The following is a 14,555-nucleotide window of genomic DNA, read 5'->3' as shown; positions in this document are numbered from 1 at the left end:
GGTTCAACCCACGGTGATGATGGAGCGCGCGCCGTTGCGCCGTCCAATGATGTTCAGAAGATTCGACAGGGCGGCTTCGCGCTCGGGGGTGGCGCTGGCCTCACCCGCAAAGCGCAGGCGGTTGCCCACCCACTGGCCGGTGCCGTTGAGCTGCAGGTGTCCGTCCAGCGTGCTCAGCGTGAGCGTGGGCGCCTCGCCGCCCTGCACCGCCAGCCGGTAGCTGCCCATGGGGCGCAGGGTGGACAGGCGGGACGACATGGCCCGTGCATCCAGCTGCACCTGGCCTGCCAGGGACATGCGTCCGGCACTCCAGCGCATGGTGAAGCCACGGGTCTGCAGCGCCAGCTGGCCCTGGGGCTGCAGCGTGTTCCAGGGCGTGCCCAGCCCGGTCAGCACGGAGGCCGGCCACAGGCTCTCGCCGTCGATGATGGTCAGGCGCGTACCGGACCAGCCGGCACTCGCCTGCAGTCGCAGGGGTGTAGGGGTGCAGCAGCTGGCATTCAGTTGCGCGTGCAAGCCACCCCAGCCGGGGCGGATGCGCCAGTCCAGGCGGCTGGGCAGGGCGGCGCTGTCCTGGCTGGCCGAGCCCCCCGTCAGCACCAGTTGGGCCGAACCTGTCCAGACCGTACCGCGTGCCTGCAGCAACTGCACCTGTCCGCCCGTTGCGCTGGCGACGCTTTGTGCCAGCCAGTGCGCGGGTGCAAACGCCACCACGGCGGGCACTACGCCCGCCACAGCGCCGACCAGTGCCCAGCCCCATGCGCTGCGGGGAGTGCGGGGTACGGGTTTTCGGTGTCGTGAGGAGGTGGCCACGGGGAGAGGGTGTCTGTGCGGGGGGCTGATTCAGGGCTGGGCAGGCGGCAGGGCCAGCACCAGGGTGCCGTCCCAACGCGGCATCGCCGTGGCCGCGTTGCCCAGTTTGACCGGTGCCGGGGCGTTGGGCGCGGAGCCTGCAGGGGCAGCGCTGCGCGTCAGGCGTGCCTCCACCGGGGCGGCGCGGGCGTTGCTGCGTGCCTGGGCCAGCCATTGGGCCAGCGCATCGGCGGGAGCGCCTTTGAGCGTGACGGTGGCGCGGTCTCCCACCACATTGAGCTGGGCCGTATTGCCCAGGCGCTGTGTGAGCGCGGTACGCAGCGCACCGACGGAATCGCCGCGCGTGTTGCGCGGGGCCGACTGCAGCTGCTGCGCTTCGGCGCGCAGGCCTTGCATGCGCTGCAGCTGTGAGTCCAGCTCGGCATGGCGCGCAGGTGCGGCGCGCAACGTGGACAGGGCCGGGGCCACGGCCAGCCACCACAGCAGGGCAAACGCGACGAGGCCACCTGCGGCCAGGACCAGGGTCTGCTCACGGGGGGCCAGGGCCTGCCAGCGGGCCCGCAGGGCGGGAGAGGTGATGACAGTCATGGTGTGCCTTCAGCGCGCAGCAGCAGGCTGCCGTCGTCCAGCCGGGCCCGGTAGCCCGCAGCCTGCAGGCGGGCCGAGAGCACGGTTTCTTCATCGGGGGCCAGCGTGACGCCGCGCAGGCGCAGCTCGCCGGGGGCGTATTCGATGCCCGTGGGCTGGCGGCCGCTGGGGAGGGAGGCTCCGGCGGCGGCAAGCAGGGGCTCCAGGTCGCGGGCCGAAACGGCGCCGGCCGCCTGCCGCAGCTGGGCCAGTTCGCGCTCCATCTGCACCGGGGCATCCACCACGACTTGCACCTTGGGGAAAGTCTGGGTCAGCGTGGACCGCACGGCCGCCTGTTTGGCGGCCAGCGCCTTGCGCTCCTGCCAGGCCCAGGCATTGAGACCCACCAGATGCGCCACCACCAGCAGTGCTGCGCCCCAGCGCGCTGCGCGCCACTGCGGGGCGTTCAGCAGTGCGCTGGCCAGGCTGCCCGCCTTGCGCAGCGCCCGGGTGCGGCCGGTGCTGGCCAGATCGAACTGGGCCAGATCCCAGTCGCCACGCGCTGCGTCCAGCGCCCGCTGGCTGGCCGTGTGCAGAGCCACGCGCTGGCCCAGCGTGCGCTCTGCCAGGGCCGCGACCGCAGGCTCGGCGCGCACCACGGGCGCATCGTCTCCGTCCGTGGCCGCATCCTGGGGGAGCCCGGCACGGGCCAGCATCACGGAGGCAATGGACAGGGGCAACACGGCCACGCCGTGGTCGGCGCCTTGCCCAGTCAGCACCACGCAGGTGTCTTCGGGGGTGCCCAGGGCGCACAGCTCGGGGCGGCCACTTTGGGTGGGGCCGGGGGCGAATTCAGGCACGACACGCGACACGCGGCGACCAGCGGCTTCCAGGGCCTGCAGGTTGTCGCGCAGCCAGGTGCGGTCGCACACCGCTACCCACACGGGTTCTCCGGGATTGGCATCCGGCTGGATGGCAAAGTGCAGTTGCGATGCGTCGTCGAGCAGGCGGTCTTCAAGCAGACCCTCCAGCACCGACCGCAGGCGCGGTGTCTGCTGGCCCGCGCCCAGTGCCAGGCCGGGCGGCAGTTGCACCCGTTGCCAGGACAGCGCCCGGGCGGGCACCACGGCCACCACTTCGCCGCCGGGGCGCGTGGGTTCGGGCAGCAGCGCGGCCGGGGCAGTGGCGTGGCGAAGGGCAGTGTGGCCGTCCGCCGTCAGCGTGTAGCTGTACTCGGTGGCCGGCCCCGGACGGGCCGGCGGCAGGAAAAGGATGAGGGTGCTCATGGACAGGTTTTGCGGGCCATTTTAGGGGGCGGGCTTGACAGTGCGGGCCGAACCTGCGGATGTGTTGCAGATGTGTCAGATTTCAGCGCTGCGCCTCCCGAGCGCCCGGGGCGGTTTCGCGGTCAAAAGCACCCCGTTCGCGCCACAGTGTGGTGACCTCGATGCCCTGTTTGCGCACCAGGGATCGCTCGTCCACCATGGCATCGCCCAGGCGCAGGCGGCCGCGCACCTCAAAGTACGAAGAGGCCACGGCATGGGCGCCTTCATTGATGTCGATGCTGGCACCCAGCAGGTCGCGCACCTCGCTGAGCGTGCGGAAATGCCGGGCCTCGCGGGCCTGCAGCATCTTTTGGGCGCTGGCCATGTCCAGGCCATCGATGGCGGCCAGCAGCACGTCGATGTCGGCGGTGTTGAGGTTGACCGGCGCGCGCACGGGCAGCAGCGTCACGTGGGGCGCCAGGCGGGCCACGGTGGTGGGCGCCAGGCCCAGCCAGCCCAGTTGCGACATGGTGGGGGGCAGCAGCGGGGCGTTCGTGCTGTCGGTGCCGGTGGTGGCCTGCGCGCGCCGCAGGGCGTCGGTGAGCTGGCTCAGCTCCTGCAGCGGCAGGCCCAGGCGCTCGAACAGCCGCGTGAACTGCCGCAGTGCCAAGGTCTGAACATTGCCGTTGTCGACCAGGTTGGTCAGATTCAGGCGGCCCTGCATGTCCGAGATCTGCCCCGACAAAAAGGCCTCGGTGGTGTCGGTGGTGGCGTCGTCCACCTGGCTGACGTTCTTGTCGGCCGCGAGAAAGGTGGACAGCCGTGCCTCCTGTAGCGGCACGGCCCAGGGCTCGGCCAGGTGGTCCGCACCGCCCGAGCGCCCGTCTTCGCGCAGGATCAGGCGCGACCAGTCGAGCGCGCCGACCAGAATCCAGGTGGACTGCACGCGGCCGCGCTCGGCCGTCTCGACCTCGACCGCGCGCCATTGCTGCCACATGGACGCCGCTGCAAAGGTTGCCACGAGGGTGACCGTGAGCATGGCCAGCAGCAGCGCCGCACCGCGTTCCCTGCGGACCGGGCGTGGCCCCATGTGGCGTCCCCCTGGGTCGCTGTGAAACTGGCGCGGCCCAGGCCCGTGCCACCGTGGAGCTGGCTTTGCCAGGCCACCGGTGGCGTCCCCTTGGGGGGAGGCGGCGCAGCCGCTCAGGGGGGGGCTGATCATGTCCGACCCCCACCCAGCACGGGGTTCACCCAATCGCGTGTGAGCCGCCCCACCAGGGCCTGACCGGGCGGCAGGGTGATCTGCAGGCGCACGCCGTCTGGGATGGCCGAGGTGCCCACCGGGGTGGTGCCACTGCTGGACAGCGGGTTGGACCACGCACCGCCCCGGTAGTAGAAGATCTGCCAGTCCTCCAGCGGCAGCAGCGTCATCTCATGGCGCCGCTCGGCGTCGCCCGGGCTGCGCGCCCACTGCGCGGCCAGCTGCCACGCCTCCTGCCACTCGGCGCGCGTGCGCACCGGGGGCGACTGCCAGCGCATCCACTGGCCCACACCCTGGCCGCCCCGGCGCGTCCAGGCCACCACCAGGGCGCCCTCGTCGGGCACTGCACTGGTGCGCCGCGTCAAACGCAGCACCTGGCCGTCCCAGTCGAGCGGCGTGGTGTTGGCAATGGGCAGCAGTGCATCCAGGTCCGTGCCCCACTGGCCCAGGGCAGACTGCAGCACCAGCATCTCGTCGGCCCGCTGGCGCGTGATCTCCTGCGCCCGCACCATGCCATCCAGCCCCCGCCAGCTCAGGATGGCCAGCAGGCTCATCACCGCAATGGCCAGCAGCAGCTCCACCAGCGTGAAGCCGCGCGCGCCTTTCAAAACCGGCGCGGCGCGAGGCCAGTGCACCCGTGGAACTGGCTCTGCCAGGCCACCGGGTGCGTCCCCCCCAAGGGGGGAAGGCGCGAAGCGACTCAGGGGGGACATCTGGTCAATACCTTCCGATGATGGTCGAGATGCGCAGGATCGAGTTGTCGCCATCCAGCACCTGCGCGTCCATCCGGCGAAAGCTCGGGTTGGGCGTGGGCCGCACGATCAGGGCCACAGTGAGCTGGCGCCCGGCCTGTTCGCAGGTGACCTGGCTGTCGCCCACGCTGGGCATCTGGCGCGACAGGCGCGCATAGACCAGTTCGTTCTCGGCACACAACTGGGCCAGCACGATGTCTGACTGACGCAGCGCGTTGCGTGTGAGCGCCGTGGTGGCCTGCAGCCCCGCCATCAGTGCAATAGCCACGATGCTGAGCGCCACCAGCACCTCCACCAGCGTGAAGCCGCACTGCCGCCTGCAACGGCGTTGGGGGGGCAGGGTGGACTTCATTGGACGGTCTCGACGGTGAAGGGGCGCACCCCGTCGGTGGCAATGCGCAGCGTGCGCTCGGGATAGGCCTGGTGGGTGATCAGCACCTGCTGGGGGCCAATGAGGGGTTCTGGCCCCAGCACCAGCAACGTGGGCGCGCGCACCGTGGTGCCCGCATCCAGCCACTGGCCGGGCATCGCCGCCAGTGCGCTGGGCGGCAGGCCCTCGAACCGGAACCCTCCGGCATCGGCACGCCAGCGCACGGGCATTCCCCCGGCGCGCGACTGCGCACGCGCAGATTCCAGCAACGCCGCCAGCCGGGCTGCCTCTCGCTCGACCAGCGTCTGCCCGCTGTCGCGCATGGCGATGCTCACACCGGCGGTGGCCAGGGCAATGATGCTGATGACCACCAGCAACTCAAGGAGGGTGAAGCCCCCCTGAGCCGCCGCGCGGCTTCCCTTCGGGGGGGAGATGCCGAGAGCCTGGCGAAGCCAGTTCCACGACATCCCTGGCCGAGGGAGCGCCAGTTTCATGGAGCAGGGGTCTGTCGCGAAGAGCCGGTCGTCATTGCCAACTGCCAATATCAGCATCCTTGCCTTCACCGCCCGACTGCCCATCGGCGCCGAACGACATCACGTCGATCTCGCCCTTGATGCCAGGGTTCAGGTACTGGTACGGACGGCCCCAGGGGTCGTTGGGCAGTTTTTCGAGGTACAGCTTCCAGTTGTTGGGCACGGGGCCCGAGCTGGGCTTGACGATCAGCGATTGCAGGCCTTGCTCGGCCGTGGGGTAGCGCTGGTTGTCCAGGCGGTACAGCTTGAGCGCCTGCATGATGTTGGTGATGTCGGTGCGGGCAGCGGTCACGCGGGCGTCGTCGGCGCGTTCCAGCACATTGGGCACGATGAGGGCGGCCAGCACGCCGATGATGACGAGCACCACCATCAGCTCGATGAGGGTGAAGCCACGGGCCACGTTCGTGGCCAGGCGGTGGCGGGCGGAGCGCAAGAGGAGGGGGAAAGAAGTGTTCACTGCTGGCGGTCTCTCGGATGGTCGAATCGCGTGAATCATAATCCCCGCATGGTGACCAATACGTACAGCAAATGGGGCGTCCGCTTGGGGACTCTGGCGCTATGGGCCGCCGCAGGCGCCAGCGGGGTTTTTTGGGGGCTGCGCCTGTCGGCCCCTGCGGCCGGAGCGGCTGCGCCCGTGGTGCTGCCACCCCCCGTGGCGCCCGATGCGCAGGCTCTGGCCCGGCTGCTGGGGGCTGCGCCCGCTGCCCCGGGGGTGGTCGCAGCCGCCCCGGTGGCAACACTGGCCAGCCGCTTCGCACTGATCGGGGTGCTCTCGGGCCGCAACAGCGGGGGCGGCGCCGCGCTGATCGCGGTGGATGGCAAACCCGCCAAGCCGTTCCGCGTGGGCGCCGCGGTGGATGAAGGGCTGGTGCTGCAGGCGCTGGGCCCACGCCAGGCGCAACTGGGGCGCGATGCTGATGGCCCCGCCACCCTCACGCTGGACATGCCTCTCAAGCGTTGATGCTTGATGCCGGGGCGGGGGGCTCCGGCTCCTATCCCAGTTCGATCCTCTCCCACTGGCCCCAGCCCGGCGCGGCAACGGGCCATTCTTCTGAGCACGGCAGCACGCCGTTGCCGTGCGCCCTCAGCCACGCCACGCTGCGGATGACCCCGGCGTGGGTGATCCACACCACATCCTGTGTGGCCCCGGGGTCGTGGTCCTGCAGCGCAGCCGCCACGCGGGCCAGCACCGCCGCCAGGTTTTCCCCCAGGCCAGGGCGGTAGCTCGCGAAGGCGGCCGTCCAGGCGTCGATGTCGCTGCGGGCAATGGAATCCCAGGCCTGCCCCTCCCAGCTGCCAAAGTCCATTTCGCGCAGGCGGGCGTCGGGTTTTGATACCAAATCGGGCCGCAGCGCTTGAAGCTCTAGCGCAAGCTGCTCGCATCTTTGTAGCGTGGAGTGAATCACCCGCGCCTGGGGTGGCAGCGCGGCGGCCAGGTGTTCTGCGGCAGCGCGCGTGGCGGCGGGGTCGGCGGGGATGTCCAGCGCCCCGTAGCAGGTGCCGGGGGCCACCAGCGGCTGGGCGTGGCGCACCAGCCAAAGGCGAGTTTTGGGGGGGGCGCCGGTCACATCCAGCGCAAGGCCAGCGCCGCGCCCAGGTAAAAGCCGATTTCGCTGACCTGCTGCGTGGCACCCAGGCAGTCGCCGGTAAAACCCTGCAGCCTGCGCGCGAACCAGCGGGCCATCCAGGCGGCGGCAAGGGCGCTGCAGAGTACAGATGCTATAAAATAGATAGCTGATTGCGCTTGATAGACAAGCGCTAGCGGCATAAAACACCACAAAAATGCCGCCAGCAGCGCGCCGCCCGAAATCTGGTCGGCCAGCGGTTTGCTTTTGGACCGGGCGGTGTCGCCCACATGCGGCAGGCTGCGCACGATGAGCAGCGGCCAGAAACGAGACAGCACATGCGCCCCCACCAGCGCGGCCACAGCAGCCAGCAGGCTGTGGGCCCCCAGCAGCGCCAGCAGGCTGAGCTTGGCCAGCAGCGCCAGCACCAGCGCCATGGCCCCGAAGGCGCCAATGCGTGAGTCCTTCATGATGTCGAGTGCCCGCTCGCGATCGGCACTGCCGCCCAGGCCATCGGCCACATCGGCAAGCCCATCCTCGTGAAAGCCGCCGGTCATCAGCACCGTGGCGATGGTGCAGAACACGGCAGCCACGGCCGGGGCCAGCGGGTTGGGCGCCAGGGCCCAGTGCAATGCGGCATAGACGCCCGTGGACAGCAGCGCGGCCAGCCAGCCAATGCCCGGAAAGTGCGCCGCGCTGGCCCGCAACATGGCGGGGCTGTAGCCGACCCAGTCTGCCAGCCGACCGGTGACCGGGATGCGGGTGAAAAACTGCACGGCCAGCAGATAGTGGCGCAGGGCTTGCATGGGTTGGCTAGGGCTATGTCAGATTTGATAGCTGTCAGCGCTTGATGGATAAGCGCTGGAGGCCAATTGGGCCCATATTTTGGTTACTTGGATCGCAGGAACAGCCGGTAGGCCGGGTTCAGCGTCTCTTCCACATACGGATAGCCCAGCGTGGCCAGGAAGGCGTCGAACGTGGCGGCGTCTTCGGGCGGCACCTGCATGCCCACGAGGATGCGGCCATAGTCCGCGCCCTGGTTGCGGTAGTGGAACAGGCTGATGTTCCAGGTCGGCTGCATCAGGCTCAAAAACTTGAGCAGCGCGCCGGGCCGCTCGGGGAAGGTGAAGCGCATCAGCCGCTCGTCCTGCGCGAGCGCCGAATGCCCGCCCACCAGGTGGCGCAGATGCTCCTTGGCCAGTTCGTCGTGGGTCAGGTCCAGTGCCTCGAAGCCGTGGCGGCCGAAGTTTTTGGCGATTTTCTCCGACTCGCCCTTGCCATTGGTGGTGATGCCCACGAACACATGGGCCTGGGTGGCATCGCTGATGCGGTAGTTGAACTCGGTCACGTTGCGCGGGCCACCCGGCAGGCCGCCCACCACCTCGCAAAAGCGGCGGAAGCTGCCGCGTTCTTCAGGGATGGTGACGGCCAGCAGCGCCTCGCGCTCCTCGCCCACCTCGGCGCGCTCGGCCACAAAACGCAGGCGGTCAAAGTTCATGTTGGCGCCGCACAGGATGGCGGCGTAGGTTTCGCCCTTGGTTTTCTTTTCAGCAACGTACTGCTTGATGGCCGCCACGGCCAAGGCCCCGGCAGGCTCGACGATGCTGCGCGTATCCACAAAGATGTCCTTGATGGCGGCGCAGACGGCGTCGGTGTCCACCGTGATGAATTCGTCCACCAGACCGCTGTGGGCGATGCGGAAGGTCTCCTCGCCTACCAGCTTGACGGCGGTGCCGTCCGAGAACAAACCCACGTCGGCCAGCGTCACGCGCTCGTGCGCCTTGACGGACTGGATCATGGCGTCCGAGTCGTTCATCTGCACGCCGATCACCTTGATCTCGGGCCGCACGGCCTTGATGTAGTTGGCCACGCCCGAGATGAGCCCGCCGCCGCCAATGGCCACGAACACGGCATCGAGCTGGTTGCTGCCCAGGCTTTGCAGCTGGCGCAGGACCTCCATGGCGATGGTGCCCTGGCCGGCAATGACGTCCGGATCGTCGAACGGGTGCACGAAGGTCAGGCCCTGTTCCTTCTCCAGCTTCACCGAATGGCCGTAGGCATCGGAATAGCTCTCGCCAAACAGCACGACCTCGCCGCCCAGCGTCTTCACGGCGTCGATCTTGAGCTGCGGCGTGGTGGTGGGCATCACGATGACGGCGCGCGTGCCCAGCTTGTGGGCGCTCATGGCCACGCCTTGCGCGTGGTTGCCGGCCGAGGCGCAGATCACCCCGCGTGCCAACTGCTCGGGCGTGAGGTGCGCCATCTTGTTGTAGGCACCCCGCAGCTTGAAGCTGAACACGGGCTGCTGGTCTTCGCGCTTGAGCAGCACTTTGTTGTGCAGGCGGCGGCTGAGGTTCTTGGCGGGCTCCAGCGCCGACTCCACCGCTACGTCGTACACGCGGGCGGTCAGGATTTTTTTCAGGTAGTCGGCGGGGGTGAGGTGCTGGGTCATGGCAGGGCAGGTGGGCCGCCACGGGGCGGCGGCGGGGGTCCACATCATAGGGGGTCGGTTTTTGGGGGGGCGATGCGCCGCTGAGGGAAGCTATCGAGGCCAGTTCAGCCAAAAAAAAGCCCCAAGCCGTGAGGCCTGGGGCTAATCCATCCTTTGAGGAGATGGAGGAGACAATCGGTGCGGGACAAGTGCCGAAAACCGGGCTTCTTGCCATCTGCCTTTTCCATCCAGAAAAAGCAGCGCTTGGTGGAAGTTTAGCGCGAGTCTTGTTGCATTGCAGCAAAATCAACACCAAATTTTTATTTCGCCGGGCCATTCCGTGCGAAAAAAACCACGCACCAAAAAGGAGATAGACCATGGAATGCACAGTCAGCTGGACCGGAGGCACAGGAACCCGTTCTGGCATGGGCTTTGTGGCCGAGACCGGCAGCGGCCATGTTTTAACGATGGATGGCGCGCCCGATGCCGCCAATCCGGCCAACGGCGGGCTGAACCTGGCGCCCCGGCCCATGGAGACAGTGCTGGCCGGCACAGGCGGCTGCACGGCCTACGACGTGGTGCTCATCCTCAAGCGGGGCCGCCACGATGTGCGCGGCTGCAGTGTCAAGCTGACCACCGAACGCGCCCAGACGGACCCCAAGGTGTTCACCAAGATCCATATGCATTTCACCGTGACCGGCAAGGGTATCCCGCCCGCTGCGGTAGAGCGCGCGATCGCCATGAGCCATGACAAATACTGTTCGGCCAGCATCATGCTGGGCAAGACGGCGGAGATCACCACCGGGTTTGAAGTGGTCGAGGCATGAGGTAGACCTCCCCTTGAGTCGCCTGCGGCGCCTTCCCCCTCTCTCGCTGTGCGGGAGGAGGACGCACCCGGTGGCCTGGCAAGGCCAGTTCCACGGCGTCTGCTGGCTTGGGCTGCGCCAGTTTTTGAGGTCGTCGCGCGCGCGATGCCCCCTGGCGCACGCGGTCAGTGCGTGCGCAGTGCGGCCAGTGCTCAGAGGTAGTGCGCGGTGGTGGTCATCACCTTGGCGGCTACCTTCATCGCCGCCCGGGCGGGGGGCGGCAGTTCCAGTGCGCCCGATGCCCGGGCCTGGGCGGCATGGCGCTCCTCGTCGTCCTTCATACGGGCCACCACGGCCCGTGAGGGCAGGTCTTGTGTGGGAAGCCGTGCGAGGTGGCTTTGAAGGTGCGCCGCCACCTGATTTTCCGTTTCCGCCACAAAACCCAGACTTGCCCGGTCGCTGACCTTGGCGGCGACCAGCCCCAGCGCGAAGGCGCCCGCAAACCACAGGGGGTTCAGCAGGCTGGGCCGGGCGCCCAGCGCGTCCAGGCGCTGCTGGGTCCAGGCGAGATGGTCTGTTTCTTCGCGGGCGGCCTCCAGCAGGTGGGCTTGGAGCGCGGGGTCGCGCGTGATGGCTGCCTGCGCGGTGTACAGGGCTTGTGCGCAGACTTCGCCCACGTGGTTGACACGCATCAGCGCCCCCGCCAGCTTCTTCTGGGTGGGGTCGAGCGCTCCTTCGTCCATGCCGCGCGCCGGCGTGGGCTCGGATGCACGGGGTGTCGCAAAAAGTGTGCGCAGTGCGGTGTCAGCCGCAATTAGCAAAGAGTCCATGGAGGCTTTCAGGTTGGCAAGAGCGCAGAAACACAATTTTCACTTGGATACAAATCTCAGGCGCTGGCAGGAGCTGCTACAAGGCGCAGCAGATCGATTTTGCCGGGGTTCATGGAAATGTTGCAACACTGCAACGATTTTTCCCTTTCGGGTCGATTGTGGGTGAATTCCTTTGCGAAACCTGGCCGGGTCTGGTGCAATAAGAGCAACTTCCCCACCAGGAGGTTGGCCCGGGGAACCGGCGGGACTGTGCAGGTGCTTTCACCATAGACCCCCCGTACCGGAGCCCGATGTTTAACCTTGGAGTAACTCGCAATGAAAAAATCCCTGATTGCCCTGGCTGTGCTGGCTGCTTCCGGCGCTGCAATGGCTCAATCGTCCGTAACCCTGTTCGGTATCGTTGACGCTACCTACGCATACGGTTCCGGCAGCGTCGCCAACAAGTCCCAACTGACGAACTCCGGCTACAACAGCAGCCGTCTGGGCTTCCGCGGTGTTGAAGATCTGGGTGGCGGCATGTCCGCTTCGTTCTGGCTCGAAGCTGGCGTGAACAACGACAACGGTTCCGGTGCTGCTACCAATGCCACCAACCAAGCCTCCGCTGCTCCTCTGGGCAATGGTCAGCAAGGTCTGACCTTCAACCGTCGTTCGACGGTTAGCCTGAACGGCGGCTTCGGTGAAGTGCGTTTGGGCCGTGACTACACGCCCCAATTCTGGAACCTGACCGTGTTCGATCCGTTCGGCACGAACGGTGTTGGCACGACCCAAACCCTGAACTCCAGCCTGGGTGGCCCAACCACCGTGCGCGCTTCGAACTCCATCGGCTACTTCCTGCCTGGCAACCTGGGTGGTTTCTACGGCCAAGCCCAGTACTACATGGGTGAAAACCTGAGCAACGCAGCCAACAAGAAGGACGGCAACGGCCTGGCTCTGCGCGCTGGTTACGCCAATGGCCCCATCAACGTGGCTCTGGCTTTCTCTGACACCAAGTTCCTGTCGGGCAACATCAAGGCTGTGAACCTGGGCGGTCAATACGACCTGGGCGTGGCCAAGATCATGGCTCACTACAACCAAGACGACGTCAAGGGCGGCAACGAAGGCAAGGGCTTCCTGATCGGTGGTCTGGTGCCCGTGGGCGCTGGCGAAATCCGTCTGGCTTACTCCACCTACAAGATCGACACCGTTGGTGCTGACCCACGTACGAACAAGATCGCTCTGGGCTACGTGCACAACCTGTCCAAGCGCACGGCTCTGTACGCAACGTACGCTCACGTGAGCAACAAGAACGGCGCTGCTCAGTCCCTGAACGGTTCCGTGACTGCTGCTGGCGACAACTCCAACGGCTACGACTTCGGTATCCGTCACAGCTTCTAATATCGAGACTGGCTTCTGGCCAGTTACCGGTATCAAAGCTAAAAAAGCCGCCTTCGGGCGGCTTTTTTTTTGTCTGCTGATTTGTGCTTGGTGGTTGGTTGTGCGGACTTCCTGTATGTAACTCCGGGTACATCCGCCCTACGGATCGGTCGGTTGATGTCGGGCAGTGGCGTCCTCCGCACTGTCTCCGAGGTTTCTTCCTCTTGTTTGCTTTGGTGCAGATTCTTGGCACCATCCTTGCGTGCTGCTTCCCTACAAAATCAGCCCTTAGAGGCCCTTCGTAGTGCCCGGGATTCAGGGATTTCCCGTTGGCTATAGAGCAACCTTTACTGCATAGTAAAACTTTTATTCAAGAGGGTTCCATGAAACTCAAATACAGTCTTTTGTCGGTGGCTGCGGCCGCTGCACTGCTTGCAGCGCCAGCCCTGCATGCCAAGCCCTTCAAATGGGCAAGCCAGGGGGAAATCGCGACCTGGGATATCCATTCCCAGAACAACGCGCTCCAGAATGGCATCCATGCGAATGTGTATGAAAGCCTGGTTTACTACAACAGCAAGACCTTTGACGTAGAACCCGTGCTGGCAACGGCCTGGAAAGAAATCAGCCCAACGCAGGTGCGTTTCACCCTGCGCCAAGGCGTGAAGTTCCATGATGGCTCGGCCTTCACCGCCGACGATGCGGTGTATTCGCTGCAGCGCGCGATGGCCAAGACATCGAATTTCACCCCCTACATCCAGGGCATCAGCAAGATCAACAAGGTGGATGCGCAAACCATCGACGTCATCCTGACCGCGCCCAACCCTGTGTTGCTGCGCCAGATGACCGAACTGCGCATGATGAGCAAGGCCTGGGCGGAAAAGAACAAGTCGGTTGAGCCCAAAGACATCAAGGGCACCGACGAAAACTTTGCCCACCGCAATGCCATGGGCACCGGTCCTTACACGCTGGAATCCTGGCAGCCTGATGTGAAGATGGTGTTCAAGCGCAACCCCAACTGGTGGGGCAAGATGGACGGGAACGTGACCGAAATCGTCTACACCCCGATCAAGTCTGCTGCCACACGCATTGCAGCCCTGCTGTCGGGCGAAGTGGACATGGTGCTCGACCCCACTCCCCAGGATCTGGGCCGCTTGCGCGCTAGCCCCGACCTCAAGGTGATTGACGGCATTGAGAACCGCACCATCTTCCTGGGTATGGACCAGTTCCGCGACGAACTGCCAGGCTCCAACATCAAGGGCAAAAATCCGCTCAAGGACGTGCGCGTGCGCAAGGCCCTGTACCAGGCGATTGACGCAGAAACCATTTCCCGCAACATCATGCGTGGCCTGGGCAAGCCCACGGGCACCATCGTGGCCCCACAGGTGGCGGGTTATACCGAGGCCGTTGGCAAGCGTTTCCCCTACAGCGTTGAAGCCTCCAAGAAGCTGCTGGCCGAGGCTGGTTACCCCGATGGTTTTGAGGTGGACTTTGCCTGCCCCAACAACCGCTACATCAATGACGAAGCCATCTGCCAGGCTGTGACTGCCATGTGGTCGCGTGTGGGCGTGAAGGCCAAGCTGCGCACGCTGCCCCTGGTCAATTACTTCCCGATGATCCAGCGCTACGAAGCCAGCATCTACATGCTGGGCTGGGGCGTGCCGACCTTCGATGCGCTGTACAGCCTGCAATCGCTGGTCCGCACTGTGGGCCAAGGTGGTGACGGCAACTACAACGTGGGCCGCTACAGCAACCAGCGCATGGACTATCTGGTGGACCGCATCAAGGCAGAAACCGATGCACCCGTGCGCGCCCGCATGCTGACGGAAGCGCTGCAACTGTCCAACGACACCGTGTCCCACATTCCTCTGCATGACCAGGTGATCCCATGGGCCGTGAAGAAGAACATTGAACTGGTTCACCGCGCGGATAACCGCGTGGACATGCGCACCGTCAAGGTGAATTGACCGGTGCGTGACACACTGAGAGCAAGGGCCCCGAGGCCCTTGCTT

16 protein-coding genes are annotated in these 14,555 nt (G+C 66.2%); 4 read left to right on the top strand and 12 right to left on the bottom strand.

Translation table 11 applies throughout. From position 1 onward, the window contains the following. Positions 1-3: 3 nt before the first annotated feature. From gspN to gspG, 8 genes are all read right to left on the bottom strand, one after another. Positions 4-813 (bottom strand): type II secretion system protein N, encoded by an 810-nt coding sequence (gene gspN / locus LPA35_RS13425; protein ID WP_121507533.1) that lies wholly within the window; start codon positions 811-813, stop codon positions 4-6. A 30-nt stretch (positions 814-843) separates the two neighbouring features. Next, positions 844-1,401, bottom strand: a complete 558-nt coding sequence (gspM, locus tag LPA35_RS13420) for a type II secretion system protein GspM (protein WP_055398546.1) — start codon at positions 1,399-1,401, stop codon at positions 844-846. Further along, positions 1,398-2,666, bottom strand: a complete 1,269-nt coding sequence (gene gspL / locus LPA35_RS13415; protein ID WP_228897328.1) for a type II secretion system protein GspL — start codon at positions 2,664-2,666, stop codon at positions 1,398-1,400. The genes gspM and gspL overlap by 4 nt, the downstream gene beginning before the upstream one ends. An 82-nt stretch (positions 2,667-2,748) precedes the next feature. After that, positions 2,749-3,735 (bottom strand): type II secretion system minor pseudopilin GspK, encoded by a 987-nt coding sequence (gspK, locus tag LPA35_RS13410; RefSeq protein WP_228897327.1) that lies wholly within the window; start codon positions 3,733-3,735, stop codon positions 2,749-2,751. Positions 3,736-3,863: 128 nt separating this feature from the next. Next, on the bottom strand, positions 3,864-4,541 hold the full coding sequence (locus LPA35_RS13405) for a type II secretion system protein J (RefSeq protein WP_228897326.1): 678 nt from the start codon (positions 4,539-4,541) through the stop codon (positions 3,864-3,866). Between the two features lie 82 nt (positions 4,542-4,623). Beyond that, a complete protein-coding gene (gene gspI, locus LPA35_RS13400) occupies positions 4,624-5,010 on the bottom strand; it encodes a type II secretion system minor pseudopilin GspI (protein ID WP_228897325.1) in 387 nt (128 codons plus the stop codon). Next, positions 5,007-5,522 (bottom strand): prepilin-type N-terminal cleavage/methylation domain-containing protein, encoded by a 516-nt coding sequence (locus tag LPA35_RS13395; protein ID WP_228897324.1) that lies wholly within the window; start codon positions 5,520-5,522, stop codon positions 5,007-5,009. The genes gspI and LPA35_RS13395 overlap by 4 nt, the downstream gene beginning before the upstream one ends. A 31-nt stretch (positions 5,523-5,553) precedes the next feature. Further along, positions 5,554-6,018, bottom strand: coding sequence for a type II secretion system protein GspG (gene gspG, locus LPA35_RS13390; RefSeq protein ID WP_370109541.1), 465 nt, complete (start codon positions 6,016-6,018; stop codon positions 5,554-5,556). A 48-nt stretch (positions 6,019-6,066) separates the two neighbouring features. On the opposite strand from gspG, the gene LPA35_RS13385 reads away from it, so the two are divergent. Then, on the top strand, positions 6,067-6,522 hold the full coding sequence (locus tag LPA35_RS13385) for a type II secretion system protein N (protein ID WP_228897323.1): 456 nt from the start codon (positions 6,067-6,069) through the stop codon (positions 6,520-6,522). Positions 6,523-6,553: 31 nt separating this feature from the next. Here the strand turns inward: LPA35_RS13385 and LPA35_RS13380 are convergent, their stop codons facing one another. The 3 genes from LPA35_RS13380 to ilvA all read right to left on the bottom strand — a co-directional run bounded on the left by LPA35_RS13380 (position 6,554) and on the right by ilvA (position 9,578). Continuing rightward, positions 6,554-7,135: a histidine phosphatase family protein gene (locus tag LPA35_RS13380; RefSeq protein ID WP_370641454.1), complete on the bottom strand. Its 582-nt coding sequence runs from the start codon at positions 7,133-7,135 to the stop codon at positions 6,554-6,556. Beyond that, entirely contained in the window at positions 7,126-7,932 is an 807-nt protein-coding gene (cobS, locus tag LPA35_RS13375) for an adenosylcobinamide-GDP ribazoletransferase (RefSeq protein WP_055398538.1), read from the bottom strand. Before cobS ends, LPA35_RS13380 begins: the two co-directional genes overlap by 10 nt. 83 nt (positions 7,933-8,015) lie before the next feature. Further along, complete coding sequence (ilvA, locus tag LPA35_RS13370) at positions 8,016-9,578, bottom strand: threonine ammonia-lyase, biosynthetic (protein ID WP_055398557.1); 1,563 nt, start codon at positions 9,576-9,578, stop codon at positions 8,016-8,018. 356 nt (positions 9,579-9,934) lie between these two features. Here ilvA and LPA35_RS13365 point away from each other — a divergent pair, with 356 nt between their 5' ends. After that, positions 9,935-10,384: an OsmC family protein gene (locus LPA35_RS13365; RefSeq protein ID WP_055398537.1), complete on the top strand. Its 450-nt coding sequence runs from the start codon at positions 9,935-9,937 to the stop codon at positions 10,382-10,384. Between the two features lie 191 nt (positions 10,385-10,575). Here LPA35_RS13365 and coq7 read toward each other — a convergent pair whose 3' ends face one another. Further along, on the bottom strand, positions 10,576-11,193 hold the full coding sequence (gene coq7 / locus LPA35_RS13360) for a 2-polyprenyl-3-methyl-6-methoxy-1,4-benzoquinone monooxygenase (RefSeq protein ID WP_055398536.1): 618 nt from the start codon (positions 11,191-11,193) through the stop codon (positions 10,576-10,578). Between the two features lie 315 nt (positions 11,194-11,508). Here coq7 and LPA35_RS13355 point away from each other — a divergent pair, with 315 nt between their 5' ends. Next, positions 11,509-12,567 carry a porin gene (locus tag LPA35_RS13355; RefSeq protein WP_228897321.1) on the top strand — a complete coding sequence of 353 codons (1,059 nt, stop codon included), beginning with the start codon at positions 11,509-11,511 and terminating at the stop codon, positions 12,565-12,567. A 362-nt stretch (positions 12,568-12,929) separates the two neighbouring features. After that, a complete protein-coding gene (locus LPA35_RS13350; RefSeq protein ID WP_121422332.1) occupies positions 12,930-14,510 on the top strand; it encodes an ABC transporter substrate-binding protein in 1,581 nt (526 codons plus the stop codon). Positions 14,511-14,555: the final 45 nt, after the last annotated feature.

It is taken from the genome of Acidovorax sp. Leaf73, assembly GCF_916855635.1.
Taxonomy (GTDB): domain Bacteria; phylum Pseudomonadota; class Gammaproteobacteria; order Burkholderiales; family Burkholderiaceae_C; genus Acidovorax; species Acidovorax facilis.
Note: the sequence above shows the minus strand (reverse complement) of the source record. Positions and strands in the feature narration are given on the sequence as shown.

Excerpts from the sequence above, each read along its gene's own strand:
- LPA35_RS13385 (WP_228897323.1), top strand. The coding sequence starts at position 6,067 with ATGGTGACCAATACGTACAGCAAATGGGGCGTCCGCTTGGGGACTCTG.
- coq7 (WP_055398536.1), bottom strand. The coding sequence starts at position 11,193 with ATGGACTCTTTGCTAATTGCGGCTGACACCGCACTGCGCACACTTTTT.
- gspK (WP_228897327.1), bottom strand. The coding sequence starts at position 3,735 with ATGGGGCCACGCCCGGTCCGCAGGGAACGCGGTGCGGCGCTGCTGCTG.
- ilvA (WP_055398557.1), bottom strand. The coding sequence starts at position 9,578 with ATGACCCAGCACCTCACCCCCGCCGACTACCTGAAAAAAATCCTGACC.
- gspM (WP_055398546.1), bottom strand. The coding sequence starts at position 1,401 with ATGACTGTCATCACCTCTCCCGCCCTGCGGGCCCGCTGGCAGGCCCTG.
- cobS (WP_055398538.1), bottom strand. The coding sequence starts at position 7,932 with ATGCAAGCCCTGCGCCACTATCTGCTGGCCGTGCAGTTTTTCACCCGC.
- LPA35_RS13350 (WP_121422332.1), top strand. The coding sequence starts at position 12,930 with ATGAAACTCAAATACAGTCTTTTGTCGGTGGCTGCGGCCGCTGCACTG.
- LPA35_RS13395 (WP_228897324.1), bottom strand. The coding sequence starts at position 5,522 with ATGAAACTGGCGCTCCCTCGGCCAGGGATGTCGTGGAACTGGCTTCGC.
- gspL (WP_228897328.1), bottom strand. The coding sequence starts at position 2,666 with ATGAGCACCCTCATCCTTTTCCTGCCGCCGGCCCGTCCGGGGCCGGCC.
- gspI (WP_228897325.1), bottom strand. The coding sequence starts at position 5,010 with ATGAAGTCCACCCTGCCCCCCCAACGCCGTTGCAGGCGGCAGTGCGGC.
- LPA35_RS13365 (WP_055398537.1), top strand. The coding sequence starts at position 9,935 with ATGGAATGCACAGTCAGCTGGACCGGAGGCACAGGAACCCGTTCTGGC.
- LPA35_RS13355 (WP_228897321.1), top strand. The coding sequence starts at position 11,509 with ATGAAAAAATCCCTGATTGCCCTGGCTGTGCTGGCTGCTTCCGGCGCT.